The sequence below is a fragment of the Agrobacterium sp. 22-226-1 genome (assembly GCF_053522345.1).
Genome location: NZ_JBNWCP010000007.1, coordinates 150,091 through 168,738, shown reverse-complemented (window position 1 = coordinate 168,738; position 18,648 = coordinate 150,091). Strand labels below are relative to the sequence as shown.

Sequence of the window (18,648 nt, the reverse complement as noted above, 5' to 3'; positions counted from 1 at the left end):
ATCTCAGTCCGGGCGCAGTGTCTCCAGCACTACGCCGTATTCCGGGGTGCCGCTTTGACATTCATCAAATTGACGTCCCTCTTTCAGCACGATGATGCGATCGGCAAATTCCGCCTCGCGGCGATTATGGGTGATCATCACGACAGTCTTTCCCTCTGCCCTCGCAAACAGCCGGGTGAGCACGTCGCGGGCGGTCTCGCCGTCCAGCCCTTCCGTCACCTCATCGAGAAGCCAGAGCGGCCGGTCGGCGAGCAGGAAACGGGCGAGCGCCAGCCGGCGCGACTGGCCGCCGGAAAGCCCCTGGCCCGCCTCGCCAAGCCTTGTCTCCAGCCCGGTCGGCAAAGATTTGACGTGTTCGGCAAGGCCCGCCGCCTCGAGCGCGTCCCATAACTCGGCCCCGGTTGCGGCGGGTTTCGCCAGCCGCAGATTGTCGGCGATACTGTCGCGGAAAAGCTGGCTGCGCTGCGTCATCAGGGTGGACGGCAGGGCGTTGACCGTGCCCGCAGCCGGCTGCAATTCACCCGCCAGAAGCTGGATGAGGCTTGTCTTGCCCGCACCGCTCTGGCCGATGATGGCAACCCGTTCACCGGAGGCGATTACAAGGTTGATATTCGTCAGGACCGGATTGTCGTTCCCTTCCCGCTCCAAACGCACGTTTTTGAGCTCTGCCGCCATGCCGTCGACCGGCGAGACGCGACAGCGGCCTTCAGACGTTGCCGAAAGACGCGGCGCAATGCGCCTTGCGGAAAACAATGTGCGTCCAAGTTCCATCGCCCCACGACGCAATGCCGTGAAAGGCTCCAGCGCGGCAAAACAGACAAGCAGCCCGAGTGCTGCGGCCGGCGCGCTCACCGCCCCCTGTTCCGCAAGCCAGGCCATGCCGAGAAGGGCGGCGCTCAAAAGAACGGCCGCTGAAACCCCGAAGGAAAAAACGGCACTGGTTTCGATGCGGTTCAGGGTATCATCGCAGGCAGAGAGGTAATCATCCGCCCGTTTCACCGCCGCGACCTGCGCGGAAAGGCGGCCGGTGGTCAAGAGCTCCGTCTGCCCGCTCACGAGATCGGCCGTGCGGGCCCGAAGGGCCTCCAGCCCGATTGCCCGGCGGCGCGAGAATGTTTCCGCCCGCAAGGCGGCGCGAACCGAAATTCCAAGCCCCGCCGCGATGAGGAAAACCGCCGTCAGAATGCCCGCCAGAGGATGGAGAAAAGCAAGCCCGAGACCTGTCGCGATTGCGGCAAGGACCGCCACGGCAGCGGGAACCAGCACGCGCAGATAAAGCGAATCCAGCGCATCGATATCCGCCGTCAGCCGGTTCAGCAGGCGCGCGGGCCTCGCCTCCAGGGATTTCGCGGCCTGCGGCGCGGCAAAACCGCGAAACAGCTTTTCCCGAAGTGCTGCAAGCACGGAAAGCGTGGCGTCATGGGTCGTCATGCGTTCGCCGTAACGGGCGGCGGTGCGCGCCAGCGCCAGAAGACGAATGGCGGCCGAAGGCGCAAAGACATCGAAAGCATAGGCCGTTGCCGGCAGAAGACCGGCAATCGCCGTTGCGGTGATGAACCAGCCGGAAACGCCGAGAAGGCCGATGCCCGCCAGCACCGTCGTTACCGCCAGAGCCGCGCCCGCCAGCAGCATGCCGCGCCGCGCCGACCAGAACAGGCCGATAATGGGTTTCAATATCGCAAAACGCGCGATCATGGCTGCCCCCTCGAATGGATCGCCGTCATATCCACGATCCTGTCCATGCGCGCCGCAAGCACCGGATCATGGGTCGCGACGATCAATGTCCTGCCATTTGCCAGTTGCAGCAGGTTTTCCGTGACGAGAGCAGCCGTTTCCCGGTCGAGATGGGCTGTCGGCTCATCGGCCAGAACAAGCTGCGTTGCGGGGTCTGCGAAAGCACGCGCAATGGCAAGCCGCACCGCCTCCCCGCCCGAGATTCCATATCCGCCATCGCCGATCTGCAGATGCCGGCGCGCATGCGACAAGCCATCGAGCCCGGTGCGGCGCAGCGTCTCTTCCACCATACCATCGCTGACAACCGAACGGCCGAAGCGAATATTCGCCTTCAGCGAACCGGCAAAAAAGAACGGCTTCTGGCTGACCCAGCCGATCGTCCTGCGCAGCCCATCCGCCGTCGCATTATCGAGATTGACGCCGCCGATCCTGATCGAGCCCTCTCCAGCCTCGGCCAGCCCGGCAATCAGGGAGAGTACAGTGGATTTACCACAACCGGAAGGCCCAAGAATCGCAACTCCCTCACCCTGCTGAACTGTCAGGTTGAGATTTTGGATGACAGGTGGAGCATTCGGATAAGCGAAGGAGAGATTGTCGATCTCCAGCAGGCCGGGCGTCGGGGATGGGACAGACGCCATATCCGTGCCCTCGCCGGCGATGGCCGCACCGCCGGCCGTCAATTTGCCGAGCGCATCAAGCGCTGCTTCACCGGCCGCGCGGTCGTGCCAGACGGCGGAGAGTTCCCGCAGCGGCTCGAAAAAGGCCGGTGCCAGCAGCAGGATGAAAAGACCTTCGGCAAGCGTCAGCTTGTGGCCCCAGGCGCCGAAATCGAGAAATCCGAGCAGATGAAAACCGATATAGACGGCGGTCATGGCAACGCCGAGCGCTGCGAAAAGCTCCAGCACCGCCGAGGAGAGAAAGGCGATCCTGAGCACCGCCATCGTCCGCTTCTTGAGGTTCTGCGCATCGGCGCTGAGACGCTCCGCCGTCAGATCGACGGCTTTAAGCGTGCGGATCGTTTCCAGCCCGCGCAAGCGGTCGAGCAGGAAGGCATTCATATTGCCCGTCTCGGCAAGCTGTTTTTCGCTGGCGGCCTTGGCCTGCCAGCCGATGAGCGCCATGAAAAGCGGGATGGTTGGCATGGCGAGCAGCAGCACCAGCGCCGCAATCCAGGTAAAGGGCAGGATCGCCAGCACGAAAACCAGCGGCACGATGGTCGCCTTCATCCGCGCCGGCTGGAAACGGGAAAGATAGGGCACCAGCGCTTCCGCCGCCTCGGCCACGACGCCTGCCGCCTCACCGGAGGCGGTGCGCGACAGATCGAGCGGGGAAACCTTCGCCACAGCCTGCAGCGCTTCCAGCCGCCGCTGCGACAGCGCCGCACGAGCGGCACGAAACGACAGCCGCGCCGCGATCTTTTCCAGCCATGCCTTGATGAGGCCGAGGATGAGAACCGCGGCCACAGCCGGCACGATCGCCATCATCGGCGCGCCATCGGCAATTCTTCCGACTGAAAAGGCAAGCAAGCCTGCCTGCGGCAGCCAGAGCAAAGCCGCCAGGACATGCAGCAGAGCCACGGATCTCCCAACCGCCGGCGAGCGTGTCATTTTCGCCCGCCCGGCCGCTCTGTCGTGTGAGATTTTGCGGTCGCTGAAGAAGCGCCGCCGCGTCGCGTCGGGCGAGACTCCAACCGGAACGGGACAGACTGCCCCGTCACCATCGGCCCCCTGGCGGATTTCCACGGACATGCTCACGGCCGTTCTCCTCACCCGTCCTTCTTTGCGCCACGAGGTCTGGCGAGGGAGACGATCTTGTCCTTGGCCTCCAGAAGCTTCGTGACCTTCGAACCGAGCGCCAGAAGCGAAGCCAGCCTTTCCGTCTCCAGCCGCTTCACATCGTCATACCAGCCGGTGAGCTGCTCGATCAGCGTCTTCATCTCGTCGATGCGCTTTTGCGCATGCCGCTCATCTTCGTTTTCCGGCGTCTCCATCAGAATTTCGCGTAGCACGCTGAGCGTGGGATCGATCTCGCGCTTTTTGCGCTCTTCGGCAAGGGTGCGGAGAATTTGCCAGACATCGTCAGGCGTCGTGAAAAAATCGCGCCGGTCGCCGGGAAAATGCTTGAGAATTGCAAGGTTCCACGCCTGCAACTCTTTCAGGCTCATCGACACGTTGGAACGGGAAATACCGAGCGCCTCCACAATCTCGTCCGCACACAGCGGCTGCGGCGAAATATAAAGCAAAGCATAGACTTGGCCGACGGTGCGGTTGATGCCCCAGCGGCTGCCCATCTCACCGAAATGCAGCACGAAGGACTGAACGAGCGGGGACAGGCTGGTTGGCATTTTTACGTTTCCTGAATTTTCAGTAATTTCTGAAATTTCGATAACGCAAAAAACGACGAGCGGCAAATCACCTTTTTGACCTGCGTCAAAATGTGCAAATGGGCAGAGATGACGTCGGTAAAGACGGTCGTGGGTACAGCACGGAGCCAAATATGCGGCGGTCGTGTTGGGGCTTTATGACGGGCCGGGCGTTTGCTGAGCCTGTCACTCTTCCTCCGTCATTCCGGCCTTGAGCCGGAATCCAGCCAGCCCAAGTCTTTGGGCTGAAAGGACTCTCTCGCCGCGCAGACGTGCGTCGGCTGGATTCCGGCTCAAGGCCGGAATGACGTACCCAAAGCAGCTGATGATATCGATAACATCTTCACGAGTCGCCCGGGCAAGAACCCGCCGAAAAAAAATCGGCGGCGGGATGACCCGCCGCCGATCGAAACGTCGGCGCATTCGCGCGTAGAAACCTTACTTACGAAAAAGCGATCTGCACCTTCATCGCACGGCTGCGGTCCGAGGCGAATTCGAAGGCCGAGATGGCGTCGGCGAGATCGACGGTCTGGGTGATGAACGGCTTGACGTCGATCAGGCCCTTGCGCATCAATTCCACACCGGTGGCAAACTCCTCGTGGAAGCGGAAAGAGCCGCGCAGATCCAGTTCCTTGGCGGTGATCGCCATCATCGGCAGGCTCATATCGCCGCCAAGGCCGAGCTGGACGATGATGCCGCGCGGACGAAGCGCGGCAATACCGCCGGCAAGCGCCACCGCCGCACCCGAGCATTCATAGAGAACATCGAAGGTTCCCTTGTTCGCACCATAGGCGGCAAGTGCATCGGGCTCATCCTTGCTGTTGATGACACGATCCACACCCGCCTCACGCGCCTTGGCAAGCGTGAAATCGGAAAGATCGGTGGCGACGATCTCAGCCGCGCCGGCGCGGCGGGCCGCCAGAATGGACAGGATGCCGATCGGGCCGCAACCCGTGACGAGCACACGTTTTCCCAGCAAATCGCCGGCGCGGCGCGTGGCATGCAGCGTTACCGCCAACGGTTCCGCCATGGCGGCCTCACCGGCGCTCAGGCCATCGGCCGGCACGCATTGCAGGGCGTCGGCCACCAGAACCTCACGGAAAGCGCCCTGAATATGCGGGAAAGGCATGGCGCTGCCATAAAAGCGCATGTTGAGGCACTGGTTGTGCAAGCCTTCCTGGCAAAAGCGGCAGGTTCCGCATGGGCGGGACGGCGAAACGGCAACCAGACCGCCGACCTTTAGCCCTTCCACGCCCTCGCCCAGTTCTTCGATGACGGCGGAGACCTCATGGCCGAGCACCATGGGTTCACGAAGCCGCACCGCGCCGAAGCCGCCATGGTTGTAATAATGCAGATCGCTACCGCAAATTCCGCCCCGGACCAGACGGAGCCGCACTTCTCCCGGCCCCGGCGCTTCCTCGGGCCGCTCCTCGATGCGCACATCCTTTGCCCCATGGGCAACAATCGCTCTCATAAATATCTCCCGTTCGACATCGCACCTGAGCGGCGCGACAAAATAATCCGCATCCCTGTCACCGCCGCCTGCCGCGCATTTGCACGTCGTGCCGCCTCCCCACCCGCCCGATCCGTACCGAAACCGGGCGTTTAAGCCTTGACATCCACGTCTGAAAGGGATGAATGTTATCGATAACATAAACCTGTATGAATGCAATGTCGAGAGACTGGAGGAAACAGTGGGCCTTAAATTGTTCGATCTTTCCGGCCGCCGCGCCCTGATCACGGGTTCGTCCCAGGGCATCGGCTTCGCGCTGGCGCAAGGGCTGGCGGAAGCGGGAGCGGAAGTGGTGCTGAACGGGCGCGACGAGGCGAAGCTGAAAGCAGCCGCCGCCGGCATCAAGGGCGCCAAAACGCTTGCCTTCGACGCCACCGATCATGAAGCGGTGCGCAAGGCCATCGACGGTTTCGAGGCGGAAGTCGGTCCCATCGATATTCTGGTCAACAATGCCGGCATGCAGCACCGCACGCCGCTTGAGGATTTTCCGGCGGATGCCTTCGAGCGCCTGCTGCAGACCAACATCGCCTCGGTGTTCCATGCGGGACAGGCGGCCGCGCGCCATATGATCAGCCGCGGTCGTGGCAAGATCATCAACATCGCCAGCGTGCAGACCGCCCTTGCCCGCCCCGGCATCGCGCCCTACACCGCCACCAAGGGCGCCGTCGGCAACCTGACGAAAGGCATGGCGACGGACTGGGCCAAATACGGCCTGCAATGCAACGCCATCGCACCCGGTTATTTCGACACGCCGCTCAACGCGGCCCTGGTGGCGGACGAAACCTTCTCGGCATGGCTTGAAAAGCGCACGCCCGCCGGTCGCTGGGGCAAGGTCGAAGAGCTTGTCGGCGCCTGCATCTTCCTGTCGTCCGATGCCTCGTCCTTCGTGAACGGACATATTCTCTATGTCGACGGCGGCATCACCGCCTCGCTTTAAAAACACCGAAACCGGATGGCCGGCTGCGGCCGCCATCCGGTTTTGAACCGACGACACCACGACACTTTGGGAGGAGGCCGTGAACACCATGACCGAGAAGAACAAAGTCGCCCTCATCGGCGCCGGCGCCATGGGCGGAGCAATCGGCACACGGCTCATCGAGACCGGAAATCAGCTGACGGTTTTCGATCTGGATGCGGAAAAGGTGGCGGCGCTGACGAGCCTTGGCGCGCAGAGCGCGGGTACGGCGGCGGAAGCGGCTTCGGTTTCCGATGCGGTCATCCTCAGCCTCAATTCGCCGAAAATCGTTCGCATCGCCGTCTTCGGCAAGGATGGCGTCGCGGCGGGGGCGAAGCCCGGCACGCTCATCATCGACATGTCCTCCATCGACCCGGAAGCGACGAAGGAACTGGCGGCAGATGCCGCGGAAAAAGGCCTGCGCTGGGTGGACAGCCCGCTTTCGGGCGGCGCGCCCAAGGCGCTCATCGGGCAATTGACGCTGATGGCCGGCGGCAGCGAAACGGATGTGGCTGATGCGCATCGCGTGCTGCGGCATGTGGCCAGCAATTATACCCACATGGGACCCTGCGGCGCGGGGCAGACGACGAAACTCATCAACCAGGTTCTGTGCGGGCTGAACTTCCTTGCGGTGGCGGAAGCAACGCAGCTGGCGCTGGATGCCGGCGTCGATGCCGCCAAAATCCCGCAGGCGCTGAAGGGCGGCCGCGCCGACAGCGCCATCCTGCAGGAATATATGCCGCGTTATGTGGCGAAGGATTACCGCCGCACCGGCCGCATCGACAATATGGTGAAAGACCTCAACGGCGCGCAGGATCTCGCCCGGCGCACCAACACGGCCATGCCGCTGACGGCGGTTTGCGCCGAGGTGCACCGCATGCTGACGGCGGCCGGGCTGGGTGGGGAGGATCAGGCCGCGCTGATGGAATATTTCAGCGGCGCGAAACGAACCTTTCCAGACTGATTTGCCCGGCAGACATGGATGGCAGGAGCCTGTTGATACAGCCCTTGCGGGCCCTTAACGGCCATTGCGAAATTGTCCTTCAGCGAAGATGATCGGGCGAATCGGCACGGCAGCTGCCCCGATGACCGCAGACGCATGCATGCAAAGGACAATTTCCCGATGACTACCTCCACCACAGGCACGGGGATTGCCGGTCTGACCGTTTCTGGAAACGGTTTCACTGCCGAAATCGCTTACGAAGGCGCGACGCTTCTAAGCTGGCGGCCGGTCTCTGCCGATGGCGGCGAAGGCGAAAATCTTGTCGACGGATATTCGACGCCTGCCGAAATGCAATCGCAAAACGGCGTGAGAAACGGCATTCTCGCACCCTTCACCAACCGCATCCCGGATGGTCGGTTCGGTTTTGGCGGGCAGATGCACCGCATTGAGCCGGTGCTTGCTCACGAGGCCCTCGTCTTCCATGGATTTGCCAGAGCCGTGCCCTTCGCGCTTGCGCAGTCTTTCGAGGCAAACGGCGCTCACATTCTCGTCTTCCGCGCCGAAATAGCGCCTGCGGATTTTAAGGGTTATCCCTACCGTCTCGCCATCGAGGTGGAATATCGTTTCGCCGGCCATGAGGTCACCATCGACATACGCGGCATCAATCGCGATGACCGACCCTTGCCTTTCGCCGCCGGCTGGCATCCCTATTTCCGCCTGCCCGGCACGACGTCTATCGACGACCTTCTTCTCACACTGCCCTCGCGAACGGCGATTGAAACAGACGAAGACCTGATCCCCCTGCGCAACCCACAGGGCGGGATGGTCAAACGGGACGACACCCGCTTTCTCTATGCGCCGCTTGCCGGCCATGTGCTCGATGTCTGCTTCACCGATCTGGTCGCATCCGAAAGCGGGCTTTACGAGACGAGGCTCGAAAACCGGCACGACGGTTCGAGCCTGACGGTTTGGCAGGAGCGCGGGCACATGCATGTCTTCACCGGCGATACGCTCGCCCGCGACAGGCGACAATCCATCGCGCTCGAACCGGTGGAAACGCCGACCAACGCCTTCAACCAGCCGGAACTCGCGGATGCGATTGCGCTGCAACCGGGCGAGACGCGAAGCTTCCGCTTCGGCGTTCGTTTCGAGACGGCGCGCTGATTAAGGCTCGATGATCGCTCAGATATGTGTCGTCGGCAGCGAAGACGACAGCTTCACCGTCTCCATGGAGATATAAGCGGACATGTCGTAAAGCTCGACGCGGCGCAGGATCTGTTTGTAGATCGTGTCGTAATATTCGACATTCGGCAGCACCAGTTTCAGAATATAGTCGAAATTACCGGTCAGCCGGTGAACCTCGACAATTTCCGGTATGGTGCTGACAGCGGCATGGAACCGGTCCAGCCAGTCCTCCGCATGCAGGCCGGTTCTCACCAGCAGGAAAACCGTGGTCGGCAGGTTGATCTTGCGCCGGTCGAGCAGCGCCATCGTACCCGTTACATAACCTTCCGCCCGCAGCCGCGTGATGCGACGCGAACAGGCGGATAGCGATAGCGACACCTCCTCCGCGATATCGGCGAGCGGCGTTTCTGCATTTTCCTGGAGAATCGCAAGGATTCGGCGGTCGCGATCATCAATCATCGGCAAAGAATGCACAGGTTAACGCAACAGCGCAACAAATTTGCGATCTTTAGAGAAAGAGCGCCCTAATTTTGCATCTAGCCCGCGAAATCCCTGCAAAAACGCATGCCGTTTTCGTCCCGACGATGGCATCCTTATTTTCAATCAAACTTGATAAGGGAACTCTTATGAAACGGATCGGCCTGATCGGCGGCATGAGCTGGGAATCCACCGCAACCTATTACCGCATGATCAACGAGGCCGTGCGCGACAGCCGCGGCGGCCTGGTCTCTGCCGACATCGTCATGCATTCGCTCGATTTTTCCGAGGTCGTCGCCCTTCAGAAGGCCGATCGCTGGGATGAGGCCGGTGCGCTTCTGGGTGCGGCCGGCGCGCGCCTTGCCAATGCGGGCGCCGATTGCGTGCTGATCTGCACCAACACCATGCATCTGGTCGCGGACACCGTGGAGAAGATGTCAGGCGTGGCGTTGATCGACATCATCGATGAAACCGCCGCAGCCCTGAAGGCGGACGGACGCCGCAAGCCGCTGCTGCTCGCCACCCGCTACACGATGGAACATGGCTTCTACACCGACCGCATGCGCCGCCACGGTGTCGAGGTGGTCGTTCCCGATGCGGAAGACCGGGTGGCGATCCACGACATCATCTTCGGCGAACTCTGCCAGGGCGAAATCAAGTCCTGCTCGCGCGAGCGCTATCTCGCGGTCATCGAGAAAGCCCGCGCACTCGGCGTCGATTCCGTCATTCTCGGCTGCACCGAGATTTCGCTGCTGATCGATCCCGATGCCCTGCCGCTACCGGGTTACGATTCGACCGCCATTCACGCGAAGGCCGCCGTCGGCTTCGCGCTCGGAAACAAGGCCCTGAACAGAGCCGCATGAATGTGCCGCCTCTTTGCCTATTCCGGTAAACCGGTCTGGCTCGACAGTCTTCTGATCGAGCCGGAAGCATCGCTGGTCAGCCAGTCCATGGCCGCAAGGGAAGCGAAAACCGTCGTCAATGGCGATGGCTGCGGCCTTGGCTGGTATGGCGAACGTGGAACGCCCGGCGTTTTTCGCGATACAAGGCCCGCCTGGTCCGACGCCAATCTGGCGGCGCTTTGCCACCAGCTCCGCTCGGGCATGTTCATGGCCCATGTCCGCTCCGCCACATCAGGCGAAGTGTCCCGCGCCAACTGCCATCCCTTTGCGCATGGGCGATACCTGTTCATGCATAACGGCCAGATCGGCGGTTACGAGCAGATCAGGCGCGACATCGATTCCCTCATCCCCGACGATATCTATGCATCCCGGCGCGGCACCGGCGATAGCGAAGCCATTTTCCTGATTGCCGCCGGGCATGGCCTCGACACCGAGCCGGTTCGCGCCATTTCCACCGCGCTGCGGCTCTGCCAGGAAAAGATGATGGCGGCAGGCGTGTCTTCCGCGCTGCGATTCAGTGCCGTTCTTATGGATGGCGATTGCCTGCATGCCTTCCGCTGGTCAAGCGACGACAAGCCGCCGACACTCTACTGGCGAGGGCTCGATGACGGCATCGCATTGAGTTCCGAACCCTTTTCCTTCGATTGCGCGCCCTGGTGCGCCGTTCCCCCCAATACCAGGGTGACGATCCGCGCCGGCGAGATGGCGATGGAGCCTTTTCTCCTGCCGTAAACAGCGCCATTGGCGATGATCGCGGCCGGTTTTTACGCCCGCGCCACCACAGCTCGGCGCGGCGGCAGCGCTGCCCTGTTTATTTTCATTGAATTTTCACAACCGCGAAGGCTAGTGTGTGATCCGATAGTTCGAAACAGATTTCAGGACCGGTGAACCATTTCAGAAGTATTGCAGCCTCTTCCCCTTTTCCGAGCGATGCCCGGCATCGCAAGGACCAAGAAAATCCGCTGAAGAACGGCGCAGACAGGGCGATCAATGCCTTCGGCGATCCTTTGGGCGCCGAGAAAAACACTTATTTTTCATTGCGCTAAGCTGTTCAATTTTCCGAAAAAATTGCTGTTGCCACGCCTCCATATCGATGCATAAACTGGCATCAGCAAAGGCAAACCGGATCGACCTCATCAGACCCTCTCCTCCCACCAAGGTGCTGACCGACCAATGATCAATAATCTTAACGCCGCCGATCTTCCCCGTCCCGCCCCGCGCAGTTCCAACCCGGAAATCATGGCGTCGGAAATCATCGAACGCCTCACCTACCGTATCGGCAAGGATGTCAAGGTTGCCAAGCCCCATGACTGGCTGACCGCAACCATCCTTGTCGTGCGCGACCGCATCATCGACAAGTGGATGGAATCCACCCGCAAGGCCTATGCCAACAATTCCAAGCGCGTTTATTATCTGTCGCTCGAATTCCTGATCGGCCGCCTGATGCGCGACGCCATCTCCAATATCGGCCTGATGCATGAAATCCGCGATGCCCTGTCCTCGCTCGGCGTCGATCTGGATGTCATCGCCGGTCTGGAGCCGGATGCGGCGCTCGGCAATGGCGGTCTCGGCCGGCTTGCGGCCTGTTTCATGGAATCCATGGCGACCGTCGACATTCCCGCCTATGGCTACGGCATCCGTTACGTGCACGGCCTCTTCCGCCAGCAGATGGCGGATGGCTGGCAGGTGGAACTGCCGGAAACCTGGCTGGCGCACGGCAACCCCTGGGAATTCGAGCGCCGCGAAAGCTCCTATGAGGTCGGCTTCGGCGGCTCGGTGGAAACCATCGGCGGTTATGAAGATCCGCAACGTTTCGTCTGGAAACCGGCCGAACGCGTCATCGCCATGGCTTACGACACGCCGGTCGTCGGCTGGCGCGGCACCCGCGTCAATACGCTTCGCCTGTGGTCGGCGCAGCCGATCGACCCCATTCTGCTGGCCGCCTTCAACGCCGGCGACCATATCGGCGCCTTGCGCGAAAGCAACAAGGCGGAAAGCCTGACGCGGGTTCTCTACCCCGCCGATGCGACGCCGGCCGGTCAGGAACTGCGCCTGCGCCAGGAGTTCTTCTTCTCCTCCGCCTCGCTGCAGGACATTCTGCGCCGCCATTTGCAGCAATATCCCGATTTCACCTCGCTGCCTGAGAAGGTCTCGATCCAGCTCAACGATACGCATCCGGCCATTTCCATCGCCGAAATGATGCGTCTTCTGTGCGATGTGCACGGGCTGGAATTCGAGGAAGCGTGGAAGATCACGCAGGGCACGTTCTCCTATACCAACCACACGCTTCTGCCGGAGGCGCTGGAAAGCTGGCCGGTGCCGCTGCTCGAGCGTCTTCTGCCAAGACATATGCAGATCGTCTATGCGATCAACGCCAACACGCTGGTCTACGCCCGCAAGGAAAAGAAAATGGCGGATCAGCAGATCCGTTCGATCTCGCTGATCGATGAAGGCGGCGAACGCCGCGTGCGTATGGGCAACCTCGCCTTTATCGGCTCGCATTCCATCAACGGCGTTTCCGCCCTTCATACCGACCTGATGAAGGAAACGGTCTTTGCCGACCTGCACAGCCTTTACCCTGACCGTATCAACAACAAGACCAATGGCATCACACCGCGCCGCTGGCTGATGCAGTGCAATCCGGGTCTCACCAGCCTGCTGCGCGAAGCGATCGGCGACGATTTCCTCGACGATGCGGAAAAACTCACCGCGCTCGACCGTTTTGCCGACGATGCCGGTTTCCGCGAGAAATTCGCCGAGGTGAAGCGTCTGAACAAGGTGCGGCTTGCCAATACGGTGGCGCAGCGCATGGGCATCCGCGTCGATCCCTCGGCCATGTTCGACATCCAGATCAAGCGTATCCACGAATATAAGCGCCAGCTTCTGAACCTTGTTGAAACGGTCGCGCTTTACGATCAGATCCGTTCCCACCCGGAACTGGATTGGGTGCCGCGCGTTAAGTTCTTCGCAGGCAAGGCGGCGCCGAGTTATCACAACGCGAAGCTGATCATAAAGCTTGCCAACGATATTGCCCGGGTCATCAACAACGATCCGGCCGTGCGCGGGCTTCTGAAAGTGGTATTTATTCCGAACTATAACGTCTCGCTTGCGGAAATCATGGTGCCCGCCGCCGATCTTTCCGAACAGATCTCGACGGCTGGCATGGAAGCTTCCGGCACCGGCAACATGAAATTCGCACTCAACGGCGCGCTCACCATCGGCACGCTCGATGGCGCCAATGTCGAAATGCGCGATCATGTCGGCGCGGAGAATATCGTCATCTTCGGAATGACGGCGGATGAAGTGGCCAAGGCGCGCGCCGAAGGCCACAATCCCCGCGCGATCATCGAAGGATCGGCCGAGCTGTCGCAGGCGCTGTCTTCCATCGCTTCCGGCGTCTTCTCGCCAGATGACCGCTCGCGTTTCGCCGGCCTGATCGACGGTATTTACAACAGCGACTGGTTCATGGTCGCCGCCGACTTCGACGCCTATGCCAATGCGCAGCGCGAGGTGGACGCGATCTGGAGCGATCCGGACAGCTGGTATGCCAAGACAGTGCGCAACACGGCGCGCATGGGCTGGTTCTCGTCCGACCGGACAATCCGCCAATATGCCACCGAGATCTGGAGAGCCTGATGAAAAAACCGCTCAATTCGGCCGAAGAGAAAAAGACTGGCGACATCACGAAGGCTGAAATCGAGGCGATCAAGAGCGGTTTGCATTCCAATCCCTTTGCCCTTCTCGGCGTTCACGAAACGCCGGAAGGGTTTTCCGCCCGCTGTTTCATTCCCGGCGCCGAGGAGGTTTCCGTCCTGACGCTGGACGGAAATTTCGTGGGCGAATTGAAGCGGCTCGATCCGGATGGCTTTTTCGAAGGCCGGATCGATCTTTCGAAGCGCCAGCCGGTGCGGTATCGCGCCAGCCGCGACGATGCCGAATGGGCGGTGACCGACCCTTACAGCTTCGGCCCGGTTCTCGGCCCCATGGACGATTATTTCGTCCGCGAAGGATCGCATCTGCGGCTCTTCGACAGGATGGGCGCGCATCCGCTGAAGCTCGAGGGCGTCGAAGGCTTCCACTTCGCCGTCTGGGCGCCCAATGCGCGGCGCGTTTCCGTCGTCGGCGATTTCAACAATTGGGATGGCCGCCGGCATGTCATGCGGTTCCGCAAGGATACTGGCATCTGGGAAATCTTCGCGCCTGACGTCTATGCCGGCTGTGCCTACAAGTTCGAAATCCTCGGCGCAAACGGCGAGCTTCTGCCCCTCAAAGCCGACCCCTATGCCCGCCGCGCCGAGTTGCGGCCGAAAAACGCCTCCGTCACCGCGCCGGAACTCACCCAGAAATGGGAAGACCAGGCTCACCGGGAACATTGGGCGCAGGTGGACCAGCGCCGCCAGCCGATCAGCATTTATGAGGTGCATGCCGGCTCCTGGCGGCGGCGCGAGGACGGCACGTTCCTGAGCTGGGATGAACTGGCCGCCCAACTCATTCCCTATTGCACGGATATGGGCTTCACCCATATCGAGTTCCTGCCCATCACCGAACATCCCTATGACCCTTCCTGGGGCTACCAGACGACCGGACTTTATGCGCCGTCCGCCCGTTTCGGCGATCCGGAGGGCTTTGCGCGTTTCGTCAATGGCGCCCACAAAGTCGGCATCGGCATCCTGCTCGATTGGGTTCCGGCGCATTTTCCAACCGACGAGCACGGCTTGCGCTGGTTCGACGGCACGGCGCTTTACGAACATGCCGATCCGCGTCAGGGTTTTCATCCCGACTGGAACACGGCCATCTATAATTTCGGCCGCATCGAGGTGATGTCCTATCTCATCAACAATGCGCTTTATTGGGCCGAAAAATTCCATCTCGACGGCCTGCGCGTCGATGCGGTCGCCTCGATGCTCTATCTCGATTATTCCCGCAAGGAAGGCGAGTGGATCCCCAATGAATATGGCGGACGGGAAAATCTCGAATCCGTTCGCTTCCTGCAGAAGATGAATTCCCTCGTCTACGGCACCCATCCGGGCGTCATGACCATTGCCGAGGAATCCACCTCCTGGCCGAAAGTATCCCAGCCCGTCCACGAGGGCGGCCTCGGCTTCGGCTTCAAATGGAACATGGGCTTCATGCACGATACGCTGAGTTATTTCTCGCGCGAGCCGGTGCATCGCAAGTTCCACCATCAGGAGCTGACCTTCGGCCTGCTTTATGCCTTCAGCGAAAATTTCGTGCTGCCGCTTTCCCATGACGAGGTGGTGCACGGCAAGGGATCGCTGATCGCCAAGATGTCCGGCGACGACTGGCAGAAATTCGCCAATCTGCGCTCCTATTACGCCTTCATGTGGGGTTATCCCGGCAAGAAGCTGCTGTTCATGGGGCAGGAATTCGCCCAATGGAGCGAATGGAGCGAAAAGGGCTCGCTCGACTGGAACCTGCGCCAATATCCGATGCATGAGGGCATGCGCCGCCTCGTGCGCGATCTCAACCTCACCTACCGTTCAAAACCCGCTTTGCACGCCCGCGACTGCGAACCGGAAGGTTTCCGCTGGCTTGTGGTGGATGACCACGACAATTCCGTCTTCGCCTGGCTGCGCATGGCGCCGGGTGAAAAGCCGGTGGCGGTCATCTGCAATCTCACGCCGGTCTATCGGGAAAATTATTATGTGCCGCTTCCGCTTGCGGGGCGGTGGAGGGAGATTCTCAACACCGACGCCGAAATTTATGGCGGCAGCGGCAAGGGAAATGGCGGACGCGTTCAGGCGGTCGATGCCGGGGGAGACATCGGGACAATGCTCGTGCTGCCGCCACTCGCAACGATCATGCTCGAGCCGGAAAACTGACAGACAGAGAGGGAGGACACCATGTCGGAAAAAAGAGTTCAGCCTTTGGCACGCGATGCAATGGCCTATGTCCTCGCAGGCGGCAGAGGAAGCCGCCTGAAGGAATTGACGGACCGCCGGGCAAAACCCGCCGTCTATTTCGGCGGCAAGGCGCGCATCATCGATTTCGCGCTCTCCAACGCGCTCAATTCCGGCATTCGCCGCATCGGCGTCGCCACGCAATACAAGGCGCACTCGCTCATCCGCCACCTGCAGCGCGGCTGGGACTTCTTCCGTCCCGAGCGTAACGAAAGCTTCGATATTCTGCCGGCCTCCCAGCGCGTTTCCGAAACGCAATGGTATGAAGGCACGGCCGACGCCGTCTACCAGAACATCGACATCATCGAGCCCTATGCGCCGGAATATATGGTCATCCTCGCCGGCGACCATATTTACAAAATGGACTACGAATACATGCTGCAGCAGCATGTCGATTCCGGCGCCGACGTGACGATCGGCTGCCTTGAAGTGCCGCGCATGGAAGCGACCGGCTTCGGCGTGATGCATGTGAATGAAAAAGACGAGATCATCGATTTCATCGAAAAGCCGGCCGATCCGCCGGGCATTCCCGGCAATGAGGGCTTCGCTCTCGCCTCGATGGGCATCTACGTCTTCCACACGAAATTCCTGATGGAAGCCCTGCGCCGCGACGCCGCCGACCCGACTTCCAGCCGCGACTTCGGCAAGGACATCATTCCCTATATCGTCGAGCACGGTAAAGCCGTCGCCCATCGCTTCGCCGATTCCTGTGTGCGTTCGGATTTCGAGCACGGCCCCTACTGGCGCGATGTCGGCACCATCGACGCCTATTGGCAGGCCAATATCGACCTGACCGATGTGGTGCCGGACCTCGATATCTACGACAAGTCCTGGCCGATCTGGACTTATGCGGAAATCACGCCGCCGGCGAAATTCGTGCACGATGACGAGAACCGCCGCGGTTCCGCGGTGTCTTCGGTCGTCTCCGGCGATTGCATCATTTCCGGCGCCTCCCTGCAGCGCAGCCTGCTGTTTACCGGGGTGCGCGCTAATTCATACTCCCGCCTTGAGAATGCCGTAGTACTGCCGAGTGTGAAGATCGGGCGTCATGCCCAGCTCAGCAATGTCGTCATCGACCATGGCGTGGTCATTCCAGAAGGACTGATTGTAGGAGAAGACCCAGAACTGGATGCCAAACGTTTCCGCCGCACCGAAAACGGCATTTGCCTTATCACCCAATCGATGATCGACAAGCTGGACCTGTAGAGCCCATGAATGTCCTTTCGGTTTCATCCGAAATCTATCCCCTGATCAAGACCGGAGGGCTCGCCGACGTTGCCGGCGCGCTCCCCATTGCGCTGGAAGCCCATGGCGTCACGACGCGCACATTGATACCCGGATATCCGGCCGTGAAAGCCGCCGTGACGGACCCCGTCAAATGTTTCGAATTTACCGACCTGCTCGGCGAAAAAGCCGACGTGCTCGAAGTGCGGCATGAGGGGCTTAACCTCCTCATTCTCGATGCGCCCGCCTATTACGAGCGCTCCGGCGGCCCCTATCTCGACCAGACCGGCAAGGATTACCCTGACAACTGGAAGCGTTTCGCGGCGCTTTCGCTGGCTGCGGCCCGCATTGCCGCCGGCGCGCTTCCCGGCTGGCGGCCGGATATGGTGCATGCCCATGACTGGCAGGCCGCCATGGCGCCGGTCTATATGCGTTATGCCGAAACGCCGGAGATTCCGAGCCTTCTTACCATCCACAACATCGCTTTTCAGGGCCAGTTCGGCGCGAATATTTTCAGCAAGCTTGCATTGCCCGCCCATGCCTTCGGCATGGAAGGCATCGAATATTACAACGATGTGAGCTTCCTGAAGGGCGGCCTGCAGACGGCAACGGCGCTCAGCACCGTCAGCCCGTCCTATGCCGAGGAAATCCTCACCCCGCAATTCGGCATGGGCCTGCACGGCGTCATCGGCAGCCGCGCCCATGTGCTGCACGGCATCGTCAACGGCATCGATGCCGATGTCTGGAACCCGGCGACGGACCATCTGATCCACGACAATTATTCAGCCGCCAATCTCAAGAACCGCGCCCTGAACAAGAAGGCGGTCGCCGAACATTTCCGCATCGACGATGATGACAGCCCGCTTTTCTGCATCATCTCCCGCCTCACCTGGCAGAAGGGCATCGACCTCATGGCGGAAGCCGTGGACGAGATCGTTTCCCTCGGCGGCCGTCTGGTGGTGCTGGGCGCCGGCGATGTGGCGCTGGAAGGCGCGCTTCTGGCGGCAGCGTCCCGCCACCATGGCCGCGTCGGCGTTGCCGTCGGTTATAACGAGCCGTTGTCGCATCTGATGCAGGCGGGCTGCGATGCGATCATCATTCCCTCGCGTTTCGAACCCTGCGGCCTCACCCAGCTTTATGCGCTGCGCTATGGCTGCATTCCGGTCGTCGCCCGCACCGGCGGCCTTGCCGACACGGTGATCGACGCCAACCATGCCGCCATCGCCAATAAATCGGCGACCGGCGTGCAATTTTCACCCGTCACGCTCGATGGTCTGAAACAGGCGATCCGCCGGACCGTCCGTTATTACCACGACCCGAAACTATGGACACAAATGCAGAAACTCGGAATGAAATCCGATGTTTCCTGGGAAAAGAGCGCCGGTCTTTACGCCGCGCTTTACAGCCAGCTTATTTCGAAAGGCCATTGAAA

14 protein-coding genes are annotated in these 18,648 nt (G+C 61.0%); 9 read left to right on the top strand and 5 right to left on the bottom strand.

Features of this window, described 5'->3' with window-relative positions; all coding sequences use genetic code 11:
• Positions 1-3: 3 nt before the first annotated feature.
• The 4 genes from cydC to ACQZ5K_RS14380 all read right to left on the bottom strand — a co-directional run bounded on the left by cydC (position 4) and on the right by ACQZ5K_RS14380 (position 5,570).
• Entirely contained in the window at positions 4-1,695 is a 1,692-nt protein-coding gene (gene cydC / locus ACQZ5K_RS14395; protein ID WP_174058428.1) for a thiol reductant ABC exporter subunit CydC, read from the bottom strand.
• Complete coding sequence (gene cydD, locus ACQZ5K_RS14390; protein WP_174058442.1) at positions 1,692-3,482, bottom strand: thiol reductant ABC exporter subunit CydD; 1,791 nt, start codon at positions 3,480-3,482, stop codon at positions 1,692-1,694. Before cydD ends, cydC begins: the two co-directional genes overlap by 4 nt.
• Before the next feature lie 17 nt (positions 3,483-3,499).
• Complete coding sequence (locus ACQZ5K_RS14385) at positions 3,500-4,078, bottom strand: GbsR/MarR family transcriptional regulator (RefSeq protein WP_003522458.1); 579 nt, start codon at positions 4,076-4,078, stop codon at positions 3,500-3,502.
• A 460-nt stretch (positions 4,079-4,538) separates the two neighbouring features.
• A complete protein-coding gene (locus ACQZ5K_RS14380; protein ID WP_174058426.1) occupies positions 4,539-5,570 on the bottom strand; it encodes an L-idonate 5-dehydrogenase in 1,032 nt (343 codons plus the stop codon).
• Between the two features lie 220 nt (positions 5,571-5,790).
• Here ACQZ5K_RS14380 and ACQZ5K_RS14375 point away from each other — a divergent pair, with 220 nt between their 5' ends.
• From ACQZ5K_RS14375 to ACQZ5K_RS14365, 3 genes are all read left to right on the top strand, one after another.
• Positions 5,791-6,546, top strand: a complete 756-nt coding sequence (locus ACQZ5K_RS14375; RefSeq protein WP_003522158.1) for an SDR family oxidoreductase — start codon at positions 5,791-5,793, stop codon at positions 6,544-6,546.
• Positions 6,547-6,634: 88 nt separating this feature from the next.
• On the top strand, positions 6,635-7,528 hold the full coding sequence (locus ACQZ5K_RS14370) for an NAD(P)-dependent oxidoreductase (RefSeq protein ID WP_174058441.1): 894 nt from the start codon (positions 6,635-6,637) through the stop codon (positions 7,526-7,528).
• 159 nt (positions 7,529-7,687) lie between these two features.
• Positions 7,688-8,671 (top strand): aldose 1-epimerase, encoded by a 984-nt coding sequence (locus ACQZ5K_RS14365; RefSeq protein ID WP_174058424.1) that lies wholly within the window; start codon positions 7,688-7,690, stop codon positions 8,669-8,671.
• A gap of 18 nt (positions 8,672-8,689) precedes the next feature.
• Here ACQZ5K_RS14365 and ACQZ5K_RS14360 read toward each other — a convergent pair whose 3' ends face one another.
• Positions 8,690-9,151, bottom strand: a complete 462-nt coding sequence (locus tag ACQZ5K_RS14360) for an Lrp/AsnC family transcriptional regulator (protein ID WP_003522155.1) — start codon at positions 9,149-9,151, stop codon at positions 8,690-8,692.
• 167 nt (positions 9,152-9,318) lie between these two features.
• On the opposite strand from ACQZ5K_RS14360, the gene ACQZ5K_RS14355 reads away from it, so the two are divergent.
• The 6 genes from ACQZ5K_RS14355 (at position 9,319) to glgA (ending at position 18,646) form a co-directional block, all read left to right on the top strand.
• Positions 9,319-10,032, top strand: a complete 714-nt coding sequence (locus tag ACQZ5K_RS14355) for an aspartate/glutamate racemase family protein (RefSeq protein ID WP_080819962.1) — start codon at positions 9,319-9,321, stop codon at positions 10,030-10,032.
• On the top strand, positions 10,033-10,803 hold the full coding sequence (locus ACQZ5K_RS14350) for a class II glutamine amidotransferase (RefSeq protein WP_035263410.1): 771 nt from the start codon (positions 10,033-10,035) through the stop codon (positions 10,801-10,803).
• A gap of 441 nt (positions 10,804-11,244) precedes the next feature.
• Complete coding sequence (locus tag ACQZ5K_RS14345; protein ID WP_059756961.1) at positions 11,245-13,707, top strand: glycogen/starch/alpha-glucan phosphorylase; 2,463 nt, start codon at positions 11,245-11,247, stop codon at positions 13,705-13,707.
• Positions 13,707-15,914, top strand: a complete 2,208-nt coding sequence (glgB, locus tag ACQZ5K_RS14340) for a 1,4-alpha-glucan branching protein GlgB (RefSeq protein ID WP_035263407.1) — start codon at positions 13,707-13,709, stop codon at positions 15,912-15,914. The genes ACQZ5K_RS14345 and glgB overlap by 1 nt, the downstream gene beginning before the upstream one ends.
• A gap of 21 nt (positions 15,915-15,935) precedes the next feature.
• Positions 15,936-17,198 carry a glucose-1-phosphate adenylyltransferase gene (gene glgC / locus ACQZ5K_RS14335; protein ID WP_003522150.1) on the top strand — a complete coding sequence of 421 codons (1,263 nt, stop codon included), beginning with the start codon at positions 15,936-15,938 and terminating at the stop codon, positions 17,196-17,198.
• A 5-nt stretch (positions 17,199-17,203) separates the two neighbouring features.
• Positions 17,204-18,646, top strand: coding sequence for a glycogen synthase GlgA (gene glgA, locus ACQZ5K_RS14330; protein ID WP_174058422.1), 1,443 nt, complete (start codon positions 17,204-17,206; stop codon positions 18,644-18,646).
• The last annotated feature ends 2 nt before the right edge of the window (positions 18,647-18,648 follow it).

Excerpts from the sequence above, each read along its gene's own strand:
- ACQZ5K_RS14385 (WP_003522458.1), bottom strand. The coding sequence starts at position 4,078 with ATGCCAACCAGCCTGTCCCCGCTCGTTCAGTCCTTCGTGCTGCATTTC.
- glgB (WP_035263407.1), top strand. The coding sequence starts at position 13,707 with ATGAAAAAACCGCTCAATTCGGCCGAAGAGAAAAAGACTGGCGACATC.
- glgC (WP_003522150.1), top strand. The coding sequence starts at position 15,936 with ATGTCGGAAAAAAGAGTTCAGCCTTTGGCACGCGATGCAATGGCCTAT.
- ACQZ5K_RS14380 (WP_174058426.1), bottom strand. The coding sequence starts at position 5,570 with ATGAGAGCGATTGTTGCCCATGGGGCAAAGGATGTGCGCATCGAGGAG.
- ACQZ5K_RS14355 (WP_080819962.1), top strand. The coding sequence starts at position 9,319 with ATGAAACGGATCGGCCTGATCGGCGGCATGAGCTGGGAATCCACCGCA.
- cydD (WP_174058442.1), bottom strand. The coding sequence starts at position 3,482 with ATGTCCGTGGAAATCCGCCAGGGGGCCGATGGTGACGGGGCAGTCTGT.
- ACQZ5K_RS14350 (WP_035263410.1), top strand. The coding sequence starts at position 10,033 with ATGTGCCGCCTCTTTGCCTATTCCGGTAAACCGGTCTGGCTCGACAGT.
- ACQZ5K_RS14370 (WP_174058441.1), top strand. The coding sequence starts at position 6,635 with ATGACCGAGAAGAACAAAGTCGCCCTCATCGGCGCCGGCGCCATGGGC.
- ACQZ5K_RS14360 (WP_003522155.1), bottom strand. The coding sequence starts at position 9,151 with ATGATTGATGATCGCGACCGCCGAATCCTTGCGATTCTCCAGGAAAAT.
- cydC (WP_174058428.1), bottom strand. The coding sequence starts at position 1,695 with ATGATCGCGCGTTTTGCGATATTGAAACCCATTATCGGCCTGTTCTGG.
- ACQZ5K_RS14365 (WP_174058424.1), top strand. The coding sequence starts at position 7,688 with ATGACTACCTCCACCACAGGCACGGGGATTGCCGGTCTGACCGTTTCT.
- glgA (WP_174058422.1), top strand. The coding sequence starts at position 17,204 with ATGAATGTCCTTTCGGTTTCATCCGAAATCTATCCCCTGATCAAGACC.
- ACQZ5K_RS14345 (WP_059756961.1), top strand. The coding sequence starts at position 11,245 with ATGATCAATAATCTTAACGCCGCCGATCTTCCCCGTCCCGCCCCGCGC.